We start from the raw sequence: 17,856 nt of genomic DNA, 5'->3' as shown, positions 1-17,856 counted from the left end.
ACATTATGTCAAGATTACCATTTATCGCAGGAAACTGGAAAATGAATAAAAACCCACAAGAAACTAAAGCATTTGTTGAAGCTATTGCTGGGAAATTACCATCAGCAGATAAAGTTGAAGCTGGTATTGCAGCTCCAGCTGTTGGGTTAAGTACATTACTTAGCGCCGCTGAAGGAACTGGATTAAAAGTTGCTGGTCAAAACTGCTACTTTGAAAATTCAGGAGCTTTTACAGGTGAAACTTCACCAAAAGTATTGGCTGAAATGGGAGTTAATTATGTAGTGATTGGTCATTCGGAACGCCGTGAATATTTCCGTGAAACAGATGAAGATATTAACAAAAAAGCAAAAGCTATTTTTGCAAATGGATTATTACCAATTATCTGCTGTGGTGAAACACTTGAAACTTATGAAGCAGGAAAAGCTGCTGAATTTGTAGGAGCTCAAGTAAAAGGAGCGTTAGCTGATTTAACAGCTGAACAAGTAGCATCATCAGTTATCGCTTATGAACCGATCTGGGCTATTGGAACAGGGAAATCAGCTACTAAAGAAGATGCACAAAAAATGTGTAAAGCTGTTCGTGATGTAGTTGAAGGATTATACGGTAAAGAAGTTGCTGAAAAAGTTCGTATTCAATACGGTGGTTCTGTTAAACCTGAAAATGTAAAAGAATATCTATCATGCCCAGACGTAGATGGAGCATTAGTAGGTGGAGCTGCTTTAGAACCAGAATCATTCTTAGCTCTTTTAGAAGGCGGAAAATTAGATTAGATTTAGCAATTTTTTAAAAATTATAGTATAATAGAAATATAAATTAAACAACAAGGAGAAAATTAATGTTAGCAAAAACATTTGATATTATCGCAGAAGTATATGCAAGAGAAGTTTTAGATTCACGTGGTAACCCAACTGTAGAAGTTGAAGTAACAACTGAATCAGGAGCGTTTGGTCGCGCACTAGTGCCATCAGGAGCATCAACTGGACAATACGAAGCAGTTGAATTACGTGATGGAGATAAAGGTCGTTACTTAGGTAAAGGTGTAACTAAAGCTGTAACTAACGTTAATGAAGAAATTGCACCATTATTAGAAGGTAAATTCGACGTATTTGATCAAGTAGGAATCGACTATGCAATGATCGAATTAGATGGAACTGAAAACAAAGGACGTCTAGGTGCTAACGCTATCTTAGGTGTGTCTTTAGCAGTAGCACACGCTGCAGCTGATTCTTTAGGAGTACCTCTATATAGATACTTAGGAGGAACAAACTCTAAAGAATTACCAACTCCAATGATGAACATCGTAAACGGTGGATCTCACTCAGATGCTCCAATCGCATTCCAAGAGTTCATGATTTTACCAGTAGGAGCACCTACATTTAAAGAAGCTTTACGTTGGGGAGCTGAAGTATTCCACAACTTAGCTAAATTATTACACAACCGTGGTTTATCTACTGCAGTAGGTGACGAAGGTGGATTCGCTCCAACATTCGAAGGAACTGAAGATGCAGTTGAAACTATTCTTTCTGCAATTAAAGCAGCTGGATTAGAACCAGGTAAAGATGTATTCTTAGGATTCGATTGTGCATCATCTGAATTCTACGAAAATGGAGTATACAACTACGCTAAATTTGAAGGTGAAGGTGGAGCAGTTCGTACTTCAGCTCAACAAGTTGATTACTTAGAAGAATTAGTAAACAAATACCCAATCATCACTATCGAAGATGGTATGGATGAGAATGACTGGGAAGGATGGAAATTACTTACAGACCGTATCGGTGACCGTGTACAATTAGTAGGGGACGATTTATTCGTAACTAATACTAAGAAATTATCACAAGGTATCGAGCAAGGTGTTGGTAACTCAATCCTAATTAAAGTTAACCAAATTGGTACTTTAACTGAAACTCTAAACGCTATCGAAATGGCTAAACGTGCTCGTTACACAGCTGTTATTTCTCACCGTTCTGGAGAAACTGAAGATTCAACAATCTCAGATATCGCAGTTGCTACTAACGCTGGACAAATCAAAACAGGTTCTCTTAGCCGTACAGACCGTATTGCTAAATACAACCAATTATTACGTATTGAAGATGAATTAGATGCAACAGCTGTATACCCAGGTGAATTAGCATTCTACAACATCAAACGCTAATTAGTATAAAATAGATTTAAAAAGGTAAAAGTCTAAGACTTTTGCCTTTTTTTATGTTTTGAAATATAATAATACTTTTTTTTATATAAAAATATTAAGTTATTTTAAGGAGGTTAATAAACTTAAGTTTTGAGGAAATAAATAAAACTTATAAAAAGCCATAGTTGAGAGGGATGTAAACTCTTACAAGTAAACTAAAAGTTATAATTTATTTTTGAAATCCTTCCAATATCCCTAATTTAAATAGTTATCTATTATAATATATATATTAATGCATTAATTTTTTCATGTATATACTTGGTGTAAATTATTATAGAATTTTACTTCATTAATGTTCGAATACAGAAGATAAATGTTCATTTCATAGTTTTTTTATCTATATCGAGTTTTTTCAAGTTTGATAATTGTTTAAATAAAATAAAAAAATAATAGTAATTTTCTATAGTTACAACATTAAATAAATAAAAATACTTCTTTACAAACGGTTTCATATATGGTACTATTTTGGTGACAAGAAATATATGAATTTGTAGGAGGTTAACATGGCAAGTTTATCATTAAAAAAAATATATAAAAAATATGATAATGGCTTCTGTGCAGTAACAGATTTTAATTTAGAAGTAGCAGATAAGGAATTCGTTGTATTTGTTGGACCATCTGGATGTGGAAAATCTACTACGCTTAGAATGATTGCAGGGCTAGAAGACATAACTGAGGGTGAGTTTTACATTGGTGACAAATTAGTTAATGATGTTGAACCTAAAGATCGTGATATCGCGATGGTATTCCAAAGTTATGCGTTATATCCACATATGACAGTTTTTGATAATATGGCGTTTGCTTTAAAACTAAGAAAAGTTCCTAAAGATGAAATTAAAGCAAAAGTTGAAGAAGCTGCAAAAATTCTAGGTTTAGAAGAGCTATTAGATCGAAAACCAAAAGCACTTTCTGGTGGTCAAAGACAAAGGGTTGCATTGGGAAGAGCGATTGTAAGAAGTCCAAAAGTATTCCTTATGGATGAACCCTTATCAAACTTGGATGCTAAATTAAGAAGTAATATGAGAGCAGAAATAATTAAGATTCATAATACTTTAGGTGCAACTACAATCTATGTAACGCATGACCAAACAGAAGCAATGACGATGGCTGATAGAATTGTTGTAATGAAAAAAGGAATAGTACAACAAGTTGGAAGTCCTAAAGATATTTATGATCATCCACAGAATTTATTCGTAGCAGGATTTATCGGAGCACCTACGATGAACTTCTTGAGAGGTAAAGTATCTGAAGGTAACTTTGTTACTAAAGATGGAGGAAATATAGAACTTCCTCTAGGGCATTACGAAAAACTTAAAGAACTAGGCTATGAAGGGAAAGATGTTGTTTTAGGTATAAGACCAGAAAATATTTCTAATGATCCGCTTGTGTTAGAAACATATTCACATGCTAAAATTACTTCAAAAGTAATAGTGGCAGAGTTATTAGGATCTGAGTATATTGTTCATACTGATTTAAACGGTGAAAATATTAAAGCGATTGTACACTCAAGACAAAATATTAAAATGGGAGATGAACTTACATTCGCTTTAGATATGAATAGAGCTCATTACTTCGATGTGGAAACGGAACTTAGTATTTTAGACTAAGATAGATTATGACATCAAAATTTTAAAATAATACAAAATAAGGAGGCTCATATTATGAGAAAAATAAATAAATTGTTTGCTGTAGCAGCAACAACAGCTCTTGTTTTAACAGGGTGTGTAGGCGGCAAAAAAGAAGAAAAACAAGCCGATCCGAATAAAAAAGTAGAAATTACTTATTGGGATTTTCCACAATTTACAAAAGATAAAGAATTCAAAAAAACTGAGGATTTTGATGCAGCTTTAATCAAAGCGTTTGAAGCAAAAAATCCAAATATTAAAGTTAACTATCAAAAAATAGAATTTACAGATGGACCAGCTAAAGTTGAAACTGCTATTCAATCAAAAACTGCTCCAGATGTAATCTACGATGCACCAGGTCGTATAATTGCTTGGGCAGCAAAAGACTTACTAGTTCCATTAGATGATATTGATAAATCTAAATTAAATGAAGCAGCAGTTAAAGCATCTAGTTATAAAGATAAACTTTACATGTATCCTCAAGGGGTAGCACCATTCTTAATGGGTGTAAACAAAGACTTAACTGATAAATTAGGTGTAACAGACCTTCTACCTCTTAACAAACAAGATAGAAGTTGGACTGTTGATGAGTATGAAAAATTCTTAAAAGCTGTTAAACAAAAAGATTCAAGTATTACACCAGCTTTATTCTATACTAAATCACAAGCAGGAGATCAAGGGCCAAGAGCATTTGTAGCAAACTTATACAATTCTTGGATTACAGATGATGCAAACAGCAAATACACTATTAACGATGCAAATGGTGTTAAAGGATTAGAGTGGGTTAAAAAAGCTTACGATGATGGTTTATTAGGACAAGGGGTAGCTTTAGAAGCTAAAGATGCTCTTGAAGCATTCAAATCAGGACGTGCAGCAACTACGATTTTATTCTCTCCTGGTATAGCAGCTTCACATGCATCTGGATTTAACTACAAATTCTTACCATTCCCTAACAATGGCGGAAAAGCTAAATACGATTATCTAGTTGCAGGGCCAGCTATCTTTGATAACGGAGATGTAGATAAAGCAGCAGCAGCTAAAAAATTCGTTGACTTTATGGTTAATGATAAAGATTGGGGTAAACGTACTCTATTAGCATCTGGTAACTTCTCAGCTAAAAAAGGTGAAACAGGATTATACGATTCAGAAGAACTTAAATTTGCTGAAGGATTAACTGGACAATATGCTACTTACTACAATACTATTCCAGGATTCGCTAAAATGAGACCTCTATGGTTCAACATGGTGCAAGGTGTGTTAAATGGAAAAACTTCACCTAAAGAAGGATTAGATAAATTTGTAGAAGATGCAAATAAAACAATAAAAGAAGCATTGTAATTTGACGTATGAAGGGATAGAGTTGCTTCTATCCCTTTTTTAGATAAAAAATAAACTTTTTAGGAGGTTCTATGAAAACTACTAAGAAAAGAAAAAAAATAGACTTTAGTGCATATCTATTTATTTTGCCGGTTAGTTTATTTTTCATAACATTCGTTTTAGTCCCAATGTTACGTGGACTGCAGTTATCATTATATAGTTTTGCTAAAAAGAATCCAGTATTCGTTGGATTAAAGCACTATTCAGACTTAATGTTCAGTGGAAGTGGAGCAACAATCCACGAACCATTTATGAAATCACTTATTAATACGATTATTGTTACGGTAGTTGCAGTACCTATAGTAGTATTAGTATCTATATTTGTTGCGGTAACGATTTACAATAAGAGTGCAGTAGTAAGATCATTCTTCCGTGGGGTATTCTATATTCCAGCAATCTCTTCTGTTGTTTCTGTTACTGTAGTTTGGGCTTGGATCTATCACCCTGAATATGGAATTTTAAACTATGTATTTAAATCAATGCATTTAATTAGTGATAATGTTGACTGGCTAGGTAATCCTAGTACAGCATTATATGCTATTATTACGATTTTGATTACTACTTCATTAGGTCAACCGATAATTCTTTATGTTGCTGCTTTAGGTAACGTGCCAAAAGAATTATTAGAAGCTTCAGAAATTGATGGAGCAACAAAATGGCAAGTATTCACAAAAATCACTTGGCCGCTGATTAAACCGACGACATTATATATTGTAGTTGTAACAACAATTAACTCTTTCCAAATTTTTGCCCTAATCCAGTTATTAACTGCAGGGGGACCGAACTATGGAACAAGTACAATTATGTATCTAGTTTATGAAGCAGCAATTAAAAACGGAAATCATGGTGTAGCTAGTGCGATGGGTATTATCCTTGCGGTAATTATTGGAATAATTTCAATATTACAATTCAAGTTCCTATCTACAGATAATGATTAGGAGGATTTAGAATGAAAAGTATAAGTATTTTTAAAATAGTATCAATGATAATATTACTTGGGTTAACTATATTCTTTATTTTTCCATTTTATTGGATTGCATCAGGATCATTTAAATTACAAGATGTAGCGATAACAATTCCACCAGAATGGTGGCCATCAACTCCAACATTGGAAAACTATGAGAAGTTATTCACATCAAATACTTTAAGATGGTTCTTTAACTCAGTATTTATTTCAGTAATGACAACATTCTTAGTTTGTGCTACATCAGCTTTAGCGGGGTATGCATTAGCTAAGAAAAACTTCCCAGGTGTTAAAGTGATATTCATGGTGTTTGTAGCAGCGATGGCATTACCAAAACAAGTAATTTTAATACCTTTATTAAACTTAATCACTGAATTTAACTTAATGAATACATATTATGCGTTAATTCTACCTGCAGTAGGATGGCCGTTCGGTGTATTCTTAATGAGACAATTCTCTCAAGCAATTCCAACAGAATTACTTGAATCAGCAAGAATTGATGGTTGTGGTGAAATAAGAACATTTATGAATATCGCGTTACCAATTATTAAACCTGGTATTGGTGCGTTAGCGATCTTTACTTTCATAGCAAGTTGGAACGACTATTTCTCACAATTAATCTTCTCTAACACACCAGATATGTCTACATTACCTTTAGGGTTAGCAGCGTTAGCACAAGGTCAAGAGTTTTCGAATGACTATGGATTACTAATGGCAGGGGCATCATTAGCATCATTACCGATGATAATCGTGTTCATTTGTTTCCAAAATTACTTTACTCAAGGTGTTACTTTAGGAGCGGTGAAAGGATAATCTTATGGATAAACAACAATTATTAGAGTATCTAAAAGGAGAAATGATAGTCTCTTGCCAAGCATTACCAGGCGAAGCTTTATATAAAGAAGAAGGTGGAGTAATGTGTTTAATGGCACAAGCTGTTAAAAATGCAGGAGTAAAGGCTATTAGGGCTCAAGGTGTTTTAGATATTAAACAGATTAAAGAACAAACGAATTTACCAGTAATTGGTATAATAAAAAAATCATATGAAGGATATGCTTCCTATATAACAGCTACAATGGATGAAGTTGATAAATTAGTTGGTGCAGGATCTGATATAATAGCGTTAGATTGTACGAATAGAGAGCGAGGGGATGGAAAAACACCTAGTGAATTCGTAGAAGAAATAAAAGAAAAGTATCCTAATGTATTATTGATGGCAGATATTTCTAATTTAGAAGAAGCTATAGAAGCGGAAAGAGCAGGGGTAGATTTCGTAGGGACAACAATGAATGGATATACACCATATACAGCAGATTCAAAAAATTTTAACCCTGATTTAGTAAAAGAAATAGTAAAAAATGTAAAAGTTCCAGTTATAGCAGAAGGGAAAATTCATACCCCAGAACAAGCGAAACAAGCATTTGAAGCGGGGGCACATTGTATAGTAGTTGGTGGAGCAATAACAAGACCGCAAGAAATTGCAACAAGATTTTTAAGTGAGTTGAGATAATGAGTATAATAGTTTTATTGGCATATTGGTATACCTACAGTAAATGGTATATACTAGGATCGTGGTTTATTACATATATTTTAAACATAGCATTTAAAAAATTATGGCTTTCACCATTATTAATAAATGCACTTGCATTGGGAGTATTATTTATAGGAATATACTATAAGTTAATAGAGGGCCAAGAAGTAGGAGCATCGGTATTAAATGTGTATATGCCAATAGTATTTTCTAGCATTATAATGAATTTATTAGTATTTACTACTAGGAAAATCAAATTAAAAATTAAAAATTAAAAACAAACTATTAATCAGTTGAAAATGAAGGATATTTTTTAATGTTTAGACTGATTAATAGTTTTATTTTATAACAGTATATATCTAGTGGCTATGGTACAGATAGGTAAATGAAAATGAATATCAATGAAAATAAAAGGTGTACTATTACATTTTTATTTTTTTTTTGTTTATATTTGTATTTTTTGAAATTTAGAATAAATATATGTTGATAAATTTTAAAAAACTTAAGGAGTTATAAATGTTGCTAGATTAATATTTCTTGGTGATAGATGTTGAATAAGAGATATATTTTTCGGTTTTTTCATGAAAAATTAAAATTAAGATATTACTTATTATTGTTTTTTAATGAAAACGTCATGGTGTATCCCCTTTATGAGTTAAATATTTTATTGATTTGAAGAGCTTTCTGTTATATAATGTATTTAAAGTATTAATCATCTATTATTACTTTGTCTTTTAACAACAGGTTTCTTGTAGATGTATATAACATATTTAGTTATCTTAAGCAAATAAATTTTTTATTGTAAGGTGTAAAAAAATGGAATTAAGAAGAAAGACCTTAAAATTAATGGGTTCTCATATAGATATTCTTATTTTTGATAGCGTTGATGCTGAAACTATTTTAGATGATGCTGTAGAAATGTTGAAGATGTATGAACATAGATTTAGTGCAAATGACGACAGTTCTGAATTAATGGAAGTTAATCATAATGCAGGTGTCAAAGCAATCAAAGTCCATCCGGATTTATTTGATTTGATAAAAATAGGGAAAAACCATAGTTGTGCTCCTAATAGCTTTTTAAATATTGCTATTGGGCCAATTGTACAGACATGGAGAATAGGGTTTAAAGATGTAAAAGTTCCTACTAAACAAGAAATTGATAATTTATTAGAAATAACTGATCCTAATCAAATAATTTTAAATGAAGAAGAGCAATCTGTCTATCTTGCAAGAAAGGGTATGGCTATTAATTTAGGTGCTTTAGCAAAAGGATATATTGCTGATCTTATGATTGAATATTTGAAGAAAAGAGGCGTAGATGCTGGATTAATTAATTTAGGTGGTAATGTATTAGCTTTTGGTGATGCCAAGCATAATCAAGATTTAATGTGGCGCATAGGTATACAAAATCCAGTAGAAACAAGAGGAAATCATTTATTTACTATAGGGATAAGAAATCAATCGGTAGTAACATCAGGGATATATGAACGAAATCATACAGAAAATGGAAAAACGTATCATCATATATTAAATCCGAAGACTGGTTATCCCGTTGAAACAAGTGTAGCAGGATTATCGATAATCTCTAGAAAGTCAGTAGATGGAGAAATCTGGACTACAAGATTGTTTGGAAAAGATATCAAAGATATTTTAGAAGAAGTGAACAACTTACCTGATATAGAATGTGTTATTGTAACAACTGAAGGTAAAGTCTATTATACAAGCAGAGTGCTAGATAAAATAATATGTTAAATAAAAATATCTTGAAGAATACTGAATATACTATTAATTTAAGGAGGCTCTATTAAAGTGGCTGAAGTAAAAAACAAAAAAAATGTTAAAAAAGCAAAACAAGAAAATCTAGATACAAATAAAGTAGATAGTACAAAAAAAGAGAGAGGAAACAAAAACATGGTAAAATTAATTGGTCTAGTTGGTACAAACTCTAAAAAATCTACAAACCGCCAACTTTTACAATATATTCAAAAACATTTTGCAGGTAAAGCTGACATCGAATTAGTTGAAATTAAAGATCTTCCTTTATTCAACAAACCAGCTAATAAAGAATTACCTGAAGGAGTTAAAGAAATTGCAGCTAAAATTGAAGCAGCTGACGGAGTTATCATCAGTTCACCTGAGTATGACCATGCAGTACCTGCATCATTAATGAGTGCAATCGCTTGGTTATCTTATGGAATTCACCCATTACTTGATAAACCAGTAATGCTAACAGGAGCTTCATACGGAACTCTTGGTTCATCTCGTGCGCAAGCGCACTTACGTCAAATGATGGATTCACCAGAAGTTAAAGCACGTGTAATGCCAAGTTCTGAGTTCTTATTAGGACATTCTTTACAAGCTTTTGACGAAGCTGGAGATATTTCTAACCCAGAAACAGTTGCTAAATTAGATAGTTTATTTGCTGATTTCTTATTATTCATCAAAATTACTGAAAAATTAATTAATGCACATAAATTAGCTGAAAAAGAAATTGAAAACTTCTCTTGGGAAGATTTAAAATAGGATAGGAGTGTAGACACATGAAATTAGTAGGAATCGTAGGTTCAAACGCGGAAATTTCTTATAACCGCAAATTAATGGAATTTATAGCAAAAGAATATAAAGATTTATTCACTTTAGAATTATTAGACATTACTAACTTACCAATGTTTAACCAAGATGAAGATCATTCAAGAGAAAACAAAGATTTATTAGTAATGAACCGTAAAATTTTACAAGCTGATGGTGTTATCATCGCTACACCTGAGCACAACCACACAATTACTGCATCACTTAAGAGTGCATTAGAGTGGTTATCATTCGAATTACACCCACTTGAAAACAAACCAGTAATGGTACTTGGAGCTTCATACTATGATCAAGGATCATCTCGTGCTCAATTACACTTACGTCAAATCTTAGACGCTCCAGGTGTAAACGCGATTGTATTCCTAGGACATGAGTTCCTTTTAGGTAAAGCTAAAGAAGCTTTCGATGCTGAAGGTAACTTAGTTGACGATCGTACAGTAGGATACTTACGTATGTGCTTAACTAAATTCGTTAAATTTGCTACAGTAGCTCAATCATTAGCAGAAAGAAAACCAACACCGCCAGAAGACTTAACAGCTAGTGGAAAATGTGATACAACAATCGAAGGTGTTGATGGGAATGCTGATGACTGGTATGAAAAAGCAGCTGAAAAAGTTAACGCTGTATCTGGAGATACATATGTTAAACTTGATCGTGGTATCTTAACAGTAGACCAACTTAACTACTTCTTAAACTCTATGCCAATGGAATTAACTTATGCAGACAGCAATAACCAATTCTTATACTACAACTACCACAAAGAAGATTACGAAATGCTTGCAAAACGTCGTCCAGAACAAGTTGGATGTTCATTAGCAAATGTTCACCCAGAGCACCCAGAGAGAATACATAAGAGTGTAAACTGGTTAGTAGGATTACTACGTTCAGGACAAATCGATGTATTCCGTACACACGTTCCAACTCACGGACCAGATAAATATGTTGTGCACAACTACCAAGCTATGTACGATAAAAATGGTAAATATGCAGGTATCAACGAGTACATCTTAGACTTTAAACCAATCGTAGATTGGTACTTAAAACAAACAGGTCAATCATTAGTTAAAAATGGAGTACCTGTAGGTCACGGATATGCAGCAGCACCAGCTCCTGCAGCGGCAGATGCAACAAGTGGAGCTTCTGATGCAGGTCATGGTGGAGCAGCACCAGCAGCGCCAGCACCAGCAGCAGATGCAACAAGCGGAGCTTCAGCATAATAAAATTGAAAACAAATGATAAAAAGGCTTAAGTAATATTCTTAAGTCTTTTTTATTTTTAGAGCATATTTAGAGAATATCAGAAAATATTGAGTTATAATATTAAATAGGTACACATTAGTGTAAAATAATCATTGCTAAATATGGAGAGTATTGTATGAATAAAAATAATGTTTTATCTAAATTATTTCATAGATATTTTGTTGTTGCTTTAAATGGAATGGCATTAGGGTTGTTCTGTACTCTAATTATTGGATTGATTATTAAGCAGATTGCAATAAACTTGAGTGGAAGTTTATCGAGTTTCTTACTTGTTATAGCGAGTATAGCAATGGCATTAACAGGTCCAGTAATTGGTATAGGTGTTGCACATGCGCTTAAAGCACCTAAGTTAGTAATCTTGGCTTCGGGTGTAGTCGGATTTTTAGGTGCATTTGGGTCAAGTTTAGGTACTAATAATTTGCTAGATCAAGGTAAATTGATAATTAGTGGTTCTGGTGATCCGTTAGGAGCTTTTATAGCTGTAGTTATAGCTGCGGAAATAGGTAGATTTATTTCTGGAAAAACTAAAGTAGATATTATTATCACTCCGTTTGTCACAATAATCATTGGAGGAATAATTTCTTATCTAACAGGTCCATATTTAATAAAAGGGATGAAAATTCTTGGTACATTTATACGAGAAGCAATGGAATTACAGCCGTTTATTATGGGAGTAGTTGTTTCTGTTGTTATGGGGATAATTCTAACATTACCTATAAGTTCTGCGGCTTTATCTATTATACTTGTATTATCGGGTATTGCTGCAGGCGCATCTACTGTGGGATGTGCAGCTCAAATGGTTGGCTTTGCAGTAATAAGTTTTAAAGCTAATCGTTGGAATGGATTACTTGCCCAAGGATTGGGGACGTCTATGTTACAAGTTCCTAATATTATAAGAAAACCAGTAATTTGGATTCCGCCGATAGTAGCGAGTGCTATCTTAGGCCCTATAGCAACTATTATTTTTAGAATGGAAAATAATCCTGCTGGAGGAGGAATGGGAACATCAGGACTAGTAGGGTAACTTATGACATGGCAAACAATGTCATCTCATACAGCCCATTCAGTGTTGTTAATAGAGATATTGTTATTACATTTTCTATTACCTGCGATTATTTCATATGGAGTATATTACAATATGGAGAAAAAAGGTTTTGTAAAAGCTGAAGATTATAAATTAGATTTATAAAAATTTAAGAACTAGCTATAGAAAAAAATAGCTAGTTCTTTTTTGTATTTATGAGTTAAAATATATATTTTTTCGAAATTTAGGAGTTTTGAGTCGCTCCCATGTATATGGTATTGAAAACAAAAAAAAGAAGCCCCGTTACTGATGTAATAGGGCTTTTAAGCTTCTTCTTATTAACGTACTTCTTTAATACGAGCAGCTTTACCACGTAAGTTACGTAGGTAGTATAATTTAGCACGTCTAACTTTACCTTTACGTACAACTTCAATTTTTTCAACTTTTGGAGTGTGAACAGGGAATGTTCTTTCAACACCAACACCGTTTGAAATTTTACGTACAGTATAAGTAGCAGAGATTCCTCCACCACGACGTTTGATAACTACTCCTTCGAATTGTTGGATACGCTCACGTCCACCTTCAACGATACGAACGTGTACTCTTACTGTATCCCCAGCTTTAAATTCAGGAATGTCTGATCTTAATTGCGATTTAGTGATCGCTTCAATGATTTTGCTCATTATTCTTTCTCCTTTTTTTACAAAATGTTCATTACTAATGCTTGATTAACAGAGGAACATCGTAATTTAATGTTTTCACATCTCGACTATTATAACATTATTTCAAATAAATATCAATAGAAAAATTAATAAAATTTATTATAAAAGAGCTTTTTCCCAAGTTTCTTCTTTGAATCCAAGAAGTAGGATATCATTTTTTAAATCAAATGCTAAAGGACGTTTAATTAACATACCATTTTCATGAAGTAATGTTAAAGCCTCATCTAGAGATAATGTTTCTAATTTGTCTTTTAATCCAAGCTCTTTATAAACAAGACCGCTAGTGTTGAATAATTTCTTTAATGGTAGATTGAATGTCTTAATAATTTTTTTAAATTCTGCTACTGTTGGTGTTTTTTCTTTAACATTAAAATATGTTGCTTCAATATTGTTTTCTGTTAAAAGTTTTTTTGCTTTTCTACATGTCGAGCATGTTGGGTATTCGTAAATAGTTAGCATATAATCTCCTCAATAATTTTTTTGAAAATCTAATAATTATTGATATTATAATATTTATTTTTAGCAGTGTAAAGGAATCTGTTTATAATTTAATTTATGTGATAAGCTTTTAAATTAATTGAATAAATAAGTTGTGATATAATTAACTTATAGAAATAAAGGAGAAATACTATGCAAAAAATAATTGTAAAAGATGTTTCTAAAATATATGGAGAAAATAGTAATAAAGTTATAGCGAATGATGCTATTAGTTTTGATATTAATGAAGGGGAATTTGTTGTAATTTTAGGTCCAAGTGGAGCTGGGAAGAGTACATTACTTAATATTATAGGTGGAATGGATAATGCGAGTAAGGGGTCTATTAATATTTTTGGAAAAGAGATTGTTGGCTTAAGTGAAGCGGAACTAACTAGATATAGAAGAGAAGATATAGGTTTCGTTTTTCAATTCTATAATTTGATTCCAAACCTAACAGTTTTAGAAAATGTAGAATTAGCTGGACAAATTGTAAAACAACCGAAAAAAGCAACAGATATCTTAAAGTTAGTAGGATTAGAACATAGAATGAATAATTTTCCTTCTCAAATCTCAGGTGGAGAACAACAGCGTGTTGCGATAGCGAGGGCAATAGCTAAAAATCCAAAACTATTACTTTGTGATGAACCAACTGGGGCGTTAGATTATAAGACGGGAAAAAATATCTTAAATATTCTAAAAGACTATAGTGTGGATGAAAAAAAAACTGTAGTTATTATCACTCACAATAGTTCTATCGCTGAAGCTGCAGACAAGGTAATAGAAATTTATGATGCTAAGGTGAAAAAAGTAACACAAAATACTAATCCCAAAAGTATTGATGAAATAGAGTGGTAGTGTTATGAAAGTAATAAATAGAGATATATTAAGAGAAATATCAAAAACAAAGTCGAAGTTTATATCGATAATGATAATAATGTTTCTGGGAGTTTTTATCTTTGTAGGTCTAAAAGAAACATCACCTGCAATGGTGAATACCTATAATAAGTATATAGAACGCCATAAGATGTATGATCTAAGAGTAAGCCATAATTTTGGTATCAATGAAGAAGATATGAAAATTATAAATGCTCTAGATAATATTGATTTAAGTGAAAGTTATTTTATAAAAAAACTTCAGATAACTAATAGTGATGAGTTTGTAAATATTGAATCTTTACCTGAAAAATTAGTTTTACCTAAGTTAACTGAAGGTACTTTACCTAATAATGATCGAGAAATATCTTTAGTTGAATCGCTACAAGGTATTTATAAAATTGGAGACGAGATTTCTTTTATTTCAGATAAGAGTGAAAGTAATACTTTAAAACAATATAAGTTTAAAGTAGTTGGTTTTGTTCAAGGAGCAGATCATATAGAGGTATCTAATAATAATCTGGCTAATAAAGACTATTTTGGGTATGTAAAAAGAGATGTTTTTAAATTTGAAAATGTAAGTGGAGTAAATATAAAACTTAAAGATATTAACTATAAATATAGTGATAAAGAATATATTACAGAAGTTAATAAGACTAGAGATAGCTTGATAGAAAAATTAAAAATTCAGCAAAAAATCGACGAAAAAAATTATTTAGAAAAAAATAATAAAAAACTAAACGAAAATGAAAAAGTAATAAATCAAGCTCAAGAACAACTTAATAGTTTTAAAGAAAAACTTGAATTGTTAAAAAATATTGATAGAAAGAGTTACAATGAACAAGTAGAAAAATTGAACAAAGCTCAAAAAGAGATTGAAGACAATAAAAAGCAACTAAATATTGGGAAAGCTAGCCTTTCAGAAGAAAGTTATCCTAGATTCTCGGTAGAAAATATTAGAGGTTTAAAAAACTATGCTCAATTTATAGATTCTGCGAGTAGTTTAACCTTTGTAGCTAATGTTTTTTCAATATTCTTATTCGTTGTATCGATTTTAGTTTCATTAACAACTTTAACTAGAATGATAGATGAAAATAGGATAAACATCGGTACTCTTAAATCGTTGGGATACAGTAATTATCAAATTTCTAAAAAATATTTTGTATATGGTGGATTATCTACCTTGATAGGTACGATATTAGGTATTATTGGAGGATATTTGGTGATTGTGCCGATAATATATAATTCTTATGCAAGGTTCTTTACTTTTAACACACCGGAGATTGTATACACTCCAAGTATACTTATCGCAGCTTTTGTTATTTCATTAGGATGTATAAGTTTAGCGATTTATATACCACTTAGAAAAAACTTAAGAGAAAAGAGCGCGTACTTGTTGCGACCTAAGGCTCCTAGTAGAGGAAGTAGAATATTTTTAGAAAAAATACCGTTTATTTGGTCAAGACTTAGCTTTTTAAGAAAGGTAACCTTTAGAAATATTTTCCGTTACAAAATTAGAATGTTAATGACGATATTTGGAGTTGCAGGATGTCTGACTCTTATGTTTATAGGTTTTGGTATTCGTTATGGAGTAATAAATATTTCTAATGAACAATTCAAAGTAATTAATAAGGTAGATATCGCAGCTACTTATAATCCTTATATAGATAATGAAAGTGTAGAAAAACTTCAAAAAGAGATTGATAATAATAAGAATGTCAAAGCTAGCACCAAAATAAATATTCAACTTGCTACTTTCGAGAGTAATAATGAAATTATAGATTCTGTACAATTAATAACGGTGAATAAAGAAAACTATAAGGACTATATTACATTAATGGATAATAATGCCAAAGATATTAACTTGCCAAATGGTGCGGCTGTTATTAGTGAAAAACTTGCATATCTTCACAAGTTACAGGTAGGAGATAGCTTTAATGTAGTTGTAAATAATAAAGAATACACATTTAATGTTGGTGAAATTAATAAGAATTACTTTGGACATACAATTTATATAAATAAAGATTATTATGAATCAGTATTTAAAAAACAATATAAGGACAATACGTTTTTAATACAAACTACAGGTGGTAAGGAAACTGTTGAGAGTGTAGTAAGTAATTTAAATAATAGCGATATAGTAAATATAAGTGATAATTCTAAAATACAAGAGATACTAGATAATTTTATTAAAGGGATAGATAATATAGTGGCAGTTATGGTGATTTGTTCAGTTACATTAGCGCTTGTAGTATTATATAATTTAATAAATGTTAATGTATCTGAGCGTATCAGAGAATTATCAACGATAAAAGTTCTTGGTTTTTATCCAAGCGAGGTAACTATTTATGTGTTTAGAGAAATCTTTTACTTAAGTGGAGTAGGTATTATTTTAGGTAATTATCTAGGTTATAAAATGTATTTGAAAATAATACTAGAACTCGCGGGTAGAGATATGATGTTTAGTAGTAAAGTACCTTTAGTAGTTTATTTATTGGCATCGGGTATAACAATATTGATTACTATAATCGTAATGATAGTAATGCATAAAAAACTAAAAAAAGTAAACATGGTAGAAGCTCTTAAGGCAATAGAGTAGAATAGGAGAAAAAATGGCAATTATAATTAATGATGAGGCAAAAAAATTATTAAAAGATAAAAATAAAAACTATATATTAGTATCACTATTTCAACAAGCTTGTTGAGGTGGCGGTGTAAATAAAGTTATCGGGGTTTCGATAGCAAGCAAATTCGATAAAGAATTATATTCAAAATATGTAGTTGATGGAATTGATGTTTATATTGACTATAGATTAAATATAGGAGAAAATGTAGAAATAGGTGTAGAAAAATTCCTGTTTATGAAATATTTTAACCAGGTAGGGATCACCGCTTTATAAATAAAAAAACAACTAGAGATGAAAAGTATCATGGTACTGCACCCAAAAACTTGGACAAAATATTAAGTTATTTTTGTTTAGTATTTTAAACTTTAAAGTCAGTAAATTTTATTACTTTTAGTGACTTTCATTCCTTACAGTTATTAAAGATTTTTTGAACTATTTAGTTAAGGATTTTTTAAAAGGCGTAGCCCTTGTCCTTGACTAAATAGGAGGAAAATCTAAACTGTAAAGGGGAATGAAAGTTTCTTTTTATTTATATTTGTTTCTATTAATTCTTCTGTAAGTTATAGGACTTAATCCACCTAAGTTCAATTTTATTCT

At 31.5% G+C, this 17,856-nt stretch carries 17 protein-coding genes; 15 read left to right on the top strand and 2 right to left on the bottom strand.

The genetic code is table 11. The features are described 5' to 3' along the window. Positions 1 to 5: 5 nt before the first annotated feature. From tpiA to GEMHA0001_RS09345, 13 genes are all read left to right on the top strand, one after another. Positions 6 to 770 carry a triose-phosphate isomerase gene (gene tpiA, locus GEMHA0001_RS00155; RefSeq protein WP_004263126.1) on the top strand — a complete coding sequence of 255 codons (765 nt, stop codon included), beginning with the start codon at positions 6 to 8 and terminating at the stop codon, positions 768 to 770. Between the two features lie 65 nt (positions 771 to 835). Beyond that, positions 836 to 2,152 (top strand): phosphopyruvate hydratase, encoded by a 1,317-nt coding sequence (gene eno, locus GEMHA0001_RS00150; protein ID WP_004263130.1) that lies wholly within the window; start codon positions 836 to 838, stop codon positions 2,150 to 2,152. 542 nt (positions 2,153 to 2,694) lie between these two features. Further along, entirely contained in the window at positions 2,695 to 3,798 is a 1,104-nt protein-coding gene (locus GEMHA0001_RS00145; RefSeq protein ID WP_004263081.1) for an ABC transporter ATP-binding protein, read from the top strand. 54 nt (positions 3,799 to 3,852) lie between these two features. Next, complete coding sequence (locus GEMHA0001_RS00140; RefSeq protein WP_004263074.1) at positions 3,853 to 5,154, top strand: ABC transporter substrate-binding protein; 1,302 nt, start codon at positions 3,853 to 3,855, stop codon at positions 5,152 to 5,154. A gap of 71 nt (positions 5,155 to 5,225) precedes the next feature. Next, the gene (locus GEMHA0001_RS00135; RefSeq protein WP_004263136.1) at positions 5,226 to 6,131 is read left to right on the top strand and encodes a carbohydrate ABC transporter permease; all 906 of its coding nucleotides are present in this window, start codon (positions 5,226 to 5,228) and stop codon (positions 6,129 to 6,131) included. Positions 6,132 to 6,142: 11 nt separating this feature from the next. Next, positions 6,143 to 6,970 (top strand): carbohydrate ABC transporter permease, encoded by an 828-nt coding sequence (locus tag GEMHA0001_RS00130; RefSeq protein ID WP_004263041.1) that lies wholly within the window; start codon positions 6,143 to 6,145, stop codon positions 6,968 to 6,970. Positions 6,971 to 6,974: 4 nt separating this feature from the next. After that, positions 6,975 to 7,667 (top strand): N-acetylmannosamine-6-phosphate 2-epimerase, encoded by a 693-nt coding sequence (locus tag GEMHA0001_RS00125; RefSeq protein ID WP_004263122.1) that lies wholly within the window; start codon positions 6,975 to 6,977, stop codon positions 7,665 to 7,667. Further along, positions 7,667 to 7,963, top strand: a complete 297-nt coding sequence (locus tag GEMHA0001_RS00120) for a hypothetical protein (protein WP_004263062.1) — start codon at positions 7,667 to 7,669, stop codon at positions 7,961 to 7,963. Before GEMHA0001_RS00125 ends, GEMHA0001_RS00120 begins: the two co-directional genes overlap by 1 nt. A 571-nt stretch (positions 7,964 to 8,534) precedes the next feature. After that, positions 8,535 to 9,440 carry an FAD:protein FMN transferase gene (locus GEMHA0001_RS00115; protein ID WP_224207468.1) on the top strand — a complete coding sequence of 302 codons (906 nt, stop codon included), beginning with the start codon at positions 8,535 to 8,537 and terminating at the stop codon, positions 9,438 to 9,440. Between the two features lie 57 nt (positions 9,441 to 9,497). After that, positions 9,498 to 10,211, top strand: a complete 714-nt coding sequence (locus GEMHA0001_RS00110) for an NADPH-dependent FMN reductase (RefSeq protein ID WP_004263113.1) — start codon at positions 9,498 to 9,500, stop codon at positions 10,209 to 10,211. A 17-nt stretch (positions 10,212 to 10,228) separates the two neighbouring features. After that, positions 10,229 to 11,494 carry an NAD(P)H-dependent oxidoreductase gene (locus GEMHA0001_RS00105; RefSeq protein WP_004263078.1) on the top strand — a complete coding sequence of 422 codons (1,266 nt, stop codon included), beginning with the start codon at positions 10,229 to 10,231 and terminating at the stop codon, positions 11,492 to 11,494. Between the two features lie 157 nt (positions 11,495 to 11,651). Further along, positions 11,652 to 12,560: a PTS sugar transporter subunit IIC gene (locus GEMHA0001_RS00100; protein WP_004263056.1), complete on the top strand. Its 909-nt coding sequence runs from the start codon at positions 11,652 to 11,654 to the stop codon at positions 12,558 to 12,560. A gap of 3 nt (positions 12,561 to 12,563) precedes the next feature. After that, positions 12,564 to 12,725 (top strand): hypothetical protein, encoded by a 162-nt coding sequence (locus GEMHA0001_RS09345; RefSeq protein WP_004263070.1) that lies wholly within the window; start codon positions 12,564 to 12,566, stop codon positions 12,723 to 12,725. Positions 12,726 to 12,898: 173 nt separating this feature from the next. On the opposite strand, the gene rplS is transcribed toward GEMHA0001_RS09345, so the two are convergent. After that, the gene (rplS, locus tag GEMHA0001_RS00095; RefSeq protein WP_004263065.1) at positions 12,899 to 13,243 is read right to left on the bottom strand and encodes a 50S ribosomal protein L19; all 345 of its coding nucleotides are present in this window, start codon (positions 13,241 to 13,243) and stop codon (positions 12,899 to 12,901) included. A gap of 138 nt (positions 13,244 to 13,381) precedes the next feature. Next, complete coding sequence (locus GEMHA0001_RS00090; RefSeq protein WP_004263053.1) at positions 13,382 to 13,741, bottom strand: arsenate reductase family protein; 360 nt, start codon at positions 13,739 to 13,741, stop codon at positions 13,382 to 13,384. 171 nt (positions 13,742 to 13,912) lie between these two features. Here GEMHA0001_RS00090 and GEMHA0001_RS00085 point away from each other — a divergent pair, with 171 nt between their 5' ends. Both GEMHA0001_RS00085 and GEMHA0001_RS00080 read left to right on the top strand, forming a co-directional pair. Continuing rightward, on the top strand, positions 13,913 to 14,614 hold the full coding sequence (locus GEMHA0001_RS00085) for an ABC transporter ATP-binding protein (RefSeq protein WP_004263085.1): 702 nt from the start codon (positions 13,913 to 13,915) through the stop codon (positions 14,612 to 14,614). Positions 14,615 to 14,618: 4 nt separating this feature from the next. After that, on the top strand, positions 14,619 to 17,231 hold the full coding sequence (locus tag GEMHA0001_RS00080; RefSeq protein ID WP_004263095.1) for an ABC transporter permease: 2,613 nt from the start codon (positions 14,619 to 14,621) through the stop codon (positions 17,229 to 17,231). The last annotated feature ends 625 nt before the right edge of the window (positions 17,232 to 17,856 follow it).

Source organism: Gemella haemolysans ATCC 10379 (genome assembly GCF_000173915.1).
GTDB lineage: Bacteria > Bacillota > Bacilli > Staphylococcales > Gemellaceae > Gemella > Gemella haemolysans.
The sequence above is the reverse complement of the archived record's forward strand: the minus strand, read 5'-3'. Positions and strand labels throughout refer to the sequence as shown.

Bases quoted from the DNA above. Each gene is read 5' to 3' on its own strand.
- tpiA (WP_004263126.1), top strand. From the start codon at position 6: ATGTCAAGATTACCATTTATCGCAGGAAACTGGAAAATGAATAAAAAC.
- eno (WP_004263130.1), top strand. From the start codon at position 836: ATGTTAGCAAAAACATTTGATATTATCGCAGAAGTATATGCAAGAGAA.
- GEMHA0001_RS00145 (WP_004263081.1), top strand. From the start codon at position 2,695: ATGGCAAGTTTATCATTAAAAAAAATATATAAAAAATATGATAATGGC.
- GEMHA0001_RS00140 (WP_004263074.1), top strand. From the start codon at position 3,853: ATGAGAAAAATAAATAAATTGTTTGCTGTAGCAGCAACAACAGCTCTT.
- GEMHA0001_RS00135 (WP_004263136.1), top strand. From the start codon at position 5,226: ATGAAAACTACTAAGAAAAGAAAAAAAATAGACTTTAGTGCATATCTA.
- GEMHA0001_RS00130 (WP_004263041.1), top strand. From the start codon at position 6,143: ATGAAAAGTATAAGTATTTTTAAAATAGTATCAATGATAATATTACTT.
- GEMHA0001_RS00125 (WP_004263122.1), top strand. From the start codon at position 6,975: ATGGATAAACAACAATTATTAGAGTATCTAAAAGGAGAAATGATAGTC.
- GEMHA0001_RS00120 (WP_004263062.1), top strand. From the start codon at position 7,667: ATGAGTATAATAGTTTTATTGGCATATTGGTATACCTACAGTAAATGG.
- GEMHA0001_RS00115 (WP_224207468.1), top strand. From the start codon at position 8,535: ATGGGTTCTCATATAGATATTCTTATTTTTGATAGCGTTGATGCTGAA.
- GEMHA0001_RS00105 (WP_004263078.1), top strand. From the start codon at position 10,229: ATGAAATTAGTAGGAATCGTAGGTTCAAACGCGGAAATTTCTTATAAC.
- GEMHA0001_RS00100 (WP_004263056.1), top strand. From the start codon at position 11,652: ATGAATAAAAATAATGTTTTATCTAAATTATTTCATAGATATTTTGTT.
- GEMHA0001_RS09345 (WP_004263070.1), top strand. From the start codon at position 12,564: ATGACATGGCAAACAATGTCATCTCATACAGCCCATTCAGTGTTGTTA.
- rplS (WP_004263065.1), bottom strand. From the start codon at position 13,243: ATGAGCAAAATCATTGAAGCGATCACTAAATCGCAATTAAGATCAGAC.
- GEMHA0001_RS00090 (WP_004263053.1), bottom strand. From the start codon at position 13,741: ATGCTAACTATTTACGAATACCCAACATGCTCGACATGTAGAAAAGCA.
- GEMHA0001_RS00085 (WP_004263085.1), top strand. From the start codon at position 13,913: ATGCAAAAAATAATTGTAAAAGATGTTTCTAAAATATATGGAGAAAAT.
- GEMHA0001_RS00080 (WP_004263095.1), top strand. From the start codon at position 14,619: ATGAAAGTAATAAATAGAGATATATTAAGAGAAATATCAAAAACAAAG.